The organism is Algoriphagus sp. (assembly GCF_024642405.1).
Classification (GTDB): domain Bacteria; phylum Bacteroidota; class Bacteroidia; order Cytophagales; family Cyclobacteriaceae; genus Algoriphagus.
The window spans coordinates 1-6337 of record NZ_JAHEBC010000222.1 but is presented as its reverse complement, the minus strand read 5'-3'; the positions used below and the strand labels follow the sequence as shown (position 1 = coordinate 6337).

2 protein-coding genes are annotated in these 6337 nt (G+C 32.3%); both read left to right on the top strand.

The features are described from left to right. A partial coding sequence (locus tag Q0L68_RS14610) for an aminotransferase class III-fold pyridoxal phosphate-dependent enzyme (RefSeq protein WP_296704639.1) occupies positions 1-2327 on the top strand: 2327 nt, incomplete at its 5' end. After that, positions 2324-6337, top strand: a 4014-nt coding sequence (locus Q0L68_RS14605) for an amino acid adenylation domain-containing protein (protein ID WP_296704637.1), incomplete at its 3' end; no start/stop codon positions are given. The genes Q0L68_RS14610 and Q0L68_RS14605, both read left to right, overlap by 4 nt.

Below are 6337 nucleotides of genomic sequence, written 5' to 3'. Positions count from 1 at the left end.
ACTGGATGAAAGATTCTGAAGCAACTTCTTCTGAATATTGGACTCAACATATGAGACTTCCAGTTCAGTTTAATAGTGCTGTTAATAATTTACTAAACGAACTTCCGGAAGCCGCGATGGTTGAAGTAGGGCCAGGTAAGAGTTTAGGGACATTTCTAATGCAACATGAAGGTGCTAAGAATGTAGCTTTTGTAAATAGCTTAAACAAAACAACTTCAATTTCAGAATTTGAATATTTTCAACAGCAGGTAACGTCTTTAGTAGGACAAGGATTAATTCTTAATTGGGATGAGATTTATGATGAAGTGTATCAGGATAAAATGTTATTACCTACCTATGCATTCGATAAAAAAAGATGTTGGATAGATGTTAAAATTGATTTTGTCAAAGAGAATATTGAAGATTCATTTGATTTTGAAAATCATGGAGTTGAAGTTGTAGATAGCGGAGATTTAGCGAAAAATGATTCGGTTAAGGAAATATTTGAGTCAAAAGTTTCTCAGATATTGAAAGAAGCCTGTGGAGTTAGTGTTTTAGTTGAGAATTTTGGTCTCACTTATTTTGAAATAGGGCTAGATTCTTTAAGTATGACTCAACTTGCTTTTTCAATCAAGAAGGAGTTTAAAGTTGATGTTTCATTCTTACAATTAAATAATGATTTAAATACGCCTCAGAATTTGGTTGAATACTTGCTAGTCAATTCTGATCTCGTAAAGAAAATTAGCGAGCCTGCCCTCAAGAAAATAACTGCTAATAAAATAGTTAGGGAAAATATTATTCGAAGGGAAGAAAAAGAAACGATAGGAAAACCTGTTGAGGCAGATGATTCTAAATATCCTGCTTTATCTGAAAAAGCTGAGTTATTTATTAAAAAATTGCTTCAATCCTATTCCGCTAAAACACAAAAAAGTAAGATTTTAATTAAAAAAGGCTCTGGTTCAAACATAGACTCAGAAAAGGAATTTGAGATCAAGGATTTTTTAAAGGATTTAAACTATCCGATTGTTACTAAAAATTGCAAAGGCTCCCAACTAATTGATTTAGATGGAAATAAATACCTAGACTGGTTTAGTGGTTCAGGAAGTAATTTGTTTGGATATCAGCCAGATTTTATAAATAAGGCGATAATAGAACAAGTACAAAAAGGTATTGATGGAAAAACACAAGGGAGTTTGATAGAAATTGTTTCTGAAAAAATAACCCGAATTACAAAAAGTGAAAAGGTTGCATTTTTTGATACCAGTGAGGAGGCAAAAGTAGGTGCTTTAGACATCGCTAGGGAAGTTTCTCAAAAAAGTCTTTTTGTTATTTTTTCAGATAAGGATTCTGGAGCTCGGGAGAATGAGTCATCCTCCCAAAAATTGATTAATAACATTCTTGATCAGAATGAAACTCTTCAAGATTTATTAATTCTTGAATATGGTACCTCTGAAAGTCTCGAAATAATCAAAAATAGATCACTAGAAATCGCAGCAGTTTTAGTAAAACCAATTCAATTAAACCGACTGGATTTTATACCATTAGATTTTCTAAAAGAATTGAGTGGATTTTCATCCGAGAATAATATTTGTCTGATCTTCGATGAAGTTAATACTGGTTTTAGAAGCCATATTGGTGGATTTCAAGGGCTTTATTCCATCAAACCAGATATGACTATTTATGGTAATATTCTGGGAGGAGGTTTTTCTATAGGTGTTTTGACAGGTAATGAAAAATGGTTGGGTAACAAAGGAGTGAAAAATTCTAAAATTGATGAAAATGCAATAGTGGGCATTGGAAAATCTTATTTCGCAAATACATTATCCCGACATCCACTTACTCTTACAGCAACTAATGCAATTTTAGAAATTTTGGAGGAAAAGGGTGATGGTTTTCAGAAAAGATTAGCGAGCCTTTCCGATAAAATGGTAAAGGGTTTGAATGCTATTTTTGAGAAGTATAATGTTTCTTACTCTGCAGAACAATTCAATTCAATTTGGAAAATCAATAGTAGCGAAAAGTCATCAACTTCTGAAGTTGTTTTTGCTTTATTGAGGGAAAACGGAATTCATATTTGGGAAAATCTTCCTTGTTACGTTACCGATTCTCATTCAGAGAGTGATGTGATATTAACTTTAGGCAAAGTAGATGAAATTGTTAAGTCATTGGTCGAAAATGATGTTATAGAAGGGGATCTGCTGTTGGCATCTGAAAATTGGATGAGTATTGATAATCCGCCATTTGAAGGAGCAAAAATATCTTTAAATGACGAAGGATTTCCAATTTGGGTAACGCCGGAAGAGTACAAGAAATCTAAATCAATTATTCTACAGTCTTTCTTTCTATGAAAAACACGAAGGAAAAAACTTTAGACTCACGACCTCCTGAAGTAGAGCAATTGACGAAATCTAAAGTTATTTCTAGTACTCCATCACAAATGGAGATTTGGCTACAATGCCATTTAGGTGGTAAAAAGGCTAGCATGGCCTACAATGAGTCTTATTCTTTGAAACTGATTGGAGATATTAATTTGGAAAACCTTGAAGAGGCATATCAGATTCTTATCTCCAAACATGAGGGAATGAGAGCTGTCTTTTCCAAAAATGGGGAGCAAATTCGAATCTTAGAAACTTTAAAAACTTCAATATCCTACAATGATATATCTGATTTATCAGAAGAAGATAAGAATCAATATATTGAGAAATTTAAAATTGGGACAGGGTATTACGAATTTGATTTTCAAAAAGGTCCTTTGTATATCTTGGAACTCATCAAACTGAGTGATTCAGAATTCAGACTCACATTCACATCTCATCATATTATGTTTGATGGTTGGTCTATTGTCCTGTTTTTATCGCATTTAGGTTTAGTCTATAGTCAATTGGTAGAAGGGAAAGAAGTTTTTTTGCCAGAGCTTCACCAATTGTCTGATTTCGCCGATAAAGTAGAAAAATTTTCTCTTAGCGAAGCTTATAAAAATAATTTGGAATTTTGGTTAAACAAACTTTCAAACCCGGTTCCAAAGTTTGAATTGCCTATTGATTTTGAAAGACCTCCTATCAGAGAATTAGAGGCAGATCGGTTTGACTTTGAGGCTTCTGAGGGATTAATGGTTCAGGCCAAAAAATTCTGCGTCAAAAAAAAGGTCAGCTTTAATCTATTATTATTATCAATTTATGAATTATTCCTTTCAGTTTGGAGTAAAAATTCCAATATAATCCTTGGTATGCCTATCGCAGGCCAGCCTTTGATGGGAGCTTCAAACTTGATAGGTCATAGTGTGTTTTTACTTCCCATTAAATCCAAAGTTAATTTTGAACTAACTTTTGAAGAATATTTGAATGAAAGAAGTGAATCGCTTTCAGAGGTTTTGGAGCATGGTGCTATTTCATTTGGTGAGTTGGTTCAAAACTTGAAAATTAAGAGAGATTTATCAAGAATTCCGCTTTTACCTCTGATTTTTAACAATTCTATAGGTCAGGAGCGAAGGATGAAATTTGGAAACGTTGAGAGGCAACTGGTTTCCAATCCAAAATCGTATGTGAATTTTGAAATTATTCTCGCGCTATTCGGAACCATTGAAAATCCAAGTTATGAATGGACATATAACAAAAGCTTGTTTAGTAGTGATTCCATTAAAGATGCTGCAGTTAACTATGATAAATTAGTCTCATTTTTAATAGAAAATCCTATTGTCAAATTGGAATCAATAAAAACCCTGTTTGATGAGGAAAAAGAAATAGAAAAAGTACGGCCAACACCTGCGGTTCCAGAAAATTTAGAGGAAGTAGAAGTTGTTCCTCCTTCTATTGAAATGTTTCAAAAGACTGCCAATAATTTTCCTGATAAAATTGCAGTAAGTACCCGTGAAATAGGAATATCCTATGAGGATCTAAATATACAGTCTAATCAGATCGCTAATTATCTTAAAGATAATGGAGTTAATCCTGGTGATATTATAGGAGTTTATTTAGAAAGGTCAAATGCAACTATTATTAGCATCTTGGCAATTTTAAAAGCAGGTGCTGCTTATTTACCTATTGATGTTGAAAACCCTACTGATCGGGTTATTTATATGTTAGAGAATAGTGAAGTTAGATACTTTATTACAGATCAGCCTGCATTTAGTAACAACGTTTTTGGGGAAAAGAGATTAGTATTTGAAGATCTTTTAAAGTCAGGTTTTAATTTTTCTTCTGATTTTAAGCCCGTAAAAATCTCTTTAAATAGTCCCATGTATATTATTTATACATCTGGCTCAACAGGCAATCCGAAAGGGATTATTCTTACTCATAAAAATCTTGATTACTTTATAAATAATGGTGCTAGAGAATTAAATTTCAATACAGATGATATTGTGTTAGGCGTAACATCTGTTTCTTTTGATGTAGCTACTCTTGAAATTCTTATTCCTTATCTATTTGGGGCAACAGTTTATATGCTGGATAAGCTTGAAAGAAAAGACCCTAGAAAAATACTTTCAATTCTTGAATCTAAAGGAGTAACTAAAATGTTTGCCACCCCAACTCACTGGCAAATGATGATTAATTCCGGGTGGTCAACTTCTTTTCCATCACTAACAGTGTTTTCTGCTGGTGAACCATTAAAAAAATCATTAGTTAACCAGCTTACCCCAGTTTCAAAAGAAATATTTAATCTTTATGGCCCTTCTGAAACTACTATTTTCTCTACACTGAAAAAAGTTGATCAATCGGATATACAAATTACAATTGGTAAAGAAATCCCCGGAACTAAAATTTATCTGGTTGATAAATCAGGCCAATTGGTCGACCAGCCAAATATTTCAGGTGAACTCTGGATAGGCGGAAATTCAGTTGGTAAGGCTTATTTAGGCTTAGACGCATTAACTGAAGAAAAATTTGTAAAGAATCCTTTTGATGAATTTCCAGAAAGACTTTATAAAACTGGAGATTTGGGATTTAGAAAGCCTAATGGAGAGATTCAATTTGAAGGACGTATTGATAATCAAGTAAAAATTAGAGGGAATAGAATAGAATTAGAGGAGATAGAACAAAGGATTTTAAATTTCGATGGGATTTTAAATGCTGTTGTTGGGACAGATGATTCTAAAGGTTTTTTGTCACTAGTAGGATATATTTCTTTGAAAGATCAAATAAAAGATAAATTGGATTTCCAAAATATTATAGATGGGTTGAGGAAACAGTTATTGCTGGAATTACCTGAATATATGGTGCCAAGTGACTTTTGTATTGTTGATGATTTTAAGTTAACTACCAGCGGAAAGATTGACAGAAAGCTATTGCCCAAATTAGAAAGTGTAAAAATTGAAAATTCAGTTCAAAGTAATATTGAAGAGATTTATAGAGAATTATCAGAAATTGAGAGTCGTGTATTTAGAATTTGGAGTTTGGTTTTAGAAAACACAAATTTTGATTTAGATACTGACTTTTTTCTAGCAGGAGGCCATTCATTGTTGGGGGTCAGATTAATAACTTTATTAGAAAAAGAGTTTAATATTAAATTGACTTTAATTACTCTTTTTAAATATCCCACAATTAGATCCTTTTCGTTATTCATTGAAAATGAAAAGAAAGATTTAACAGAATCTTTAGTATTAATAAAAAAAGGATCTCCTGACAAGGTTATTTGCTTTGTTCATGGGGTGGGATTAAACCCGATAGAGGTCAACACCATAATGGAAAATATGGATGAAGATCAAACAGTTTATGGTTTGCAATCGCCTGCAATCTCTGGAAATAAGGCACCCTTAAAAACTATTCCTGAAATGGCTTTTCATTTTATTGAGGAATTAGATCATAGTGGGATAAAAGAACCCTATAATTTGATAGGAAATTCAATAGGTGGGTTAATAGTGTTTGAAATGTCAAAACAACTGATGGAAACTAATAGAAAAATAGGTTTTGTCGGAATGATAGACACAATTGCTAATTATAATTTTGAAAAACCGAAAAACCTCCTTCCAAAAATTAAAAGATTTATTAAAAAACTAGGATTTGAGTTTGAATTTTTATCAGAAGATTTAAGTTTTTATATCGAGTATAGAAAAAATTATATAAAGGAAAAATGGTTTAACTATGCGGGAAAAACTTTAATAAATAACGATCTTTCTAGTAGAATAAGACAAATAGAATTAATTAATGTAAATGCTTGGAAGGAATACGAGATTGAACCTCTAGATATTGACATTACTTTGTTTTTAGCCAAAAGAAGAACATTTTATGTTCAAGATTTTGAAACTCTTGGATGGAGCCGCTATGCGAGGAGTGTTGAAAAATTTGTAATGCCTGGTGAACATGCAAATATGCTTAAGCCTCCTCATGGTTCCGAATTTACAAAGGTTCTTCAGGAAAAGTTA